Origin of the sequence: Roseomonas sp. TAS13, from assembly GCF_001950415.1 — a bacterium.
GTDB lineage: Bacteria > Pseudomonadota > Alphaproteobacteria > Acetobacterales > Acetobacteraceae > Roseomonas > Roseomonas mucosa.
This window is the reverse complement of sequence record NZ_BDLP01000791.1, coordinates 1-536: the sequence shown is the minus strand read 5'-3', so window position 1 is coordinate 536 and position 536 is coordinate 1. Positions and strand designations below refer to the sequence as shown.

Here is a 536-nt window from a genome sequence, read left to right as displayed (position 1 = left end):
CCCTGCGAATCTTGTGGGCATGAAGCACCGCCCGCGCCCGCCGGAACAGGCCGATCTGCTGCGGCCGCGGCTGGTCGACATGATCGATGGGCGGCACGAACTGGTGCGGCTGGCGGCGCTGATCGACTGGTCCTGGTTCGAGCGGGAATGGGCCGGCTTCTTCCCCGCCGCTGAGGGACGGCCGGCCACGCATCCGCGTCTGGTCGCCGGGCTGATGTACCTCCAGCACGCCCATGGCCTCTCCGACGAGGCGGTGCTCGCGCGCTGGGTGGAGAACCCGTACTTCCAGCACTTCACGGGTGAGACCTTCTTCCAGCACCGTGCGCCCATCCATCCCTCCTCTCTCAGCCGCTGGCGCGGTCGCATCGGTGAGGAAGGTGTCGAGTGGTTGCTGACCAGGACGATCGAGGCGGCTCAGGCTTCGGGAGCTGTGACGTCGAACAGCTTGGCCGAGATCGCAGTGGACACCACAGTGATGGAGAAGGCCATCGCCCATCCGACCGACAGCCGCCTCTATGAGCGGGCCCGCCACTCGC

At 67.7% G+C, this 536-nt stretch carries 1 protein-coding gene; it reads left to right on the top strand.

The features are described from left to right. Positions 1–19 precede the first annotated feature (19 nt). A partial coding sequence (locus tag ROTAS13_RS25535; protein ID WP_139323627.1) for a transposase occupies positions 20–536 on the top strand: 517 nt, incomplete at its 3' end.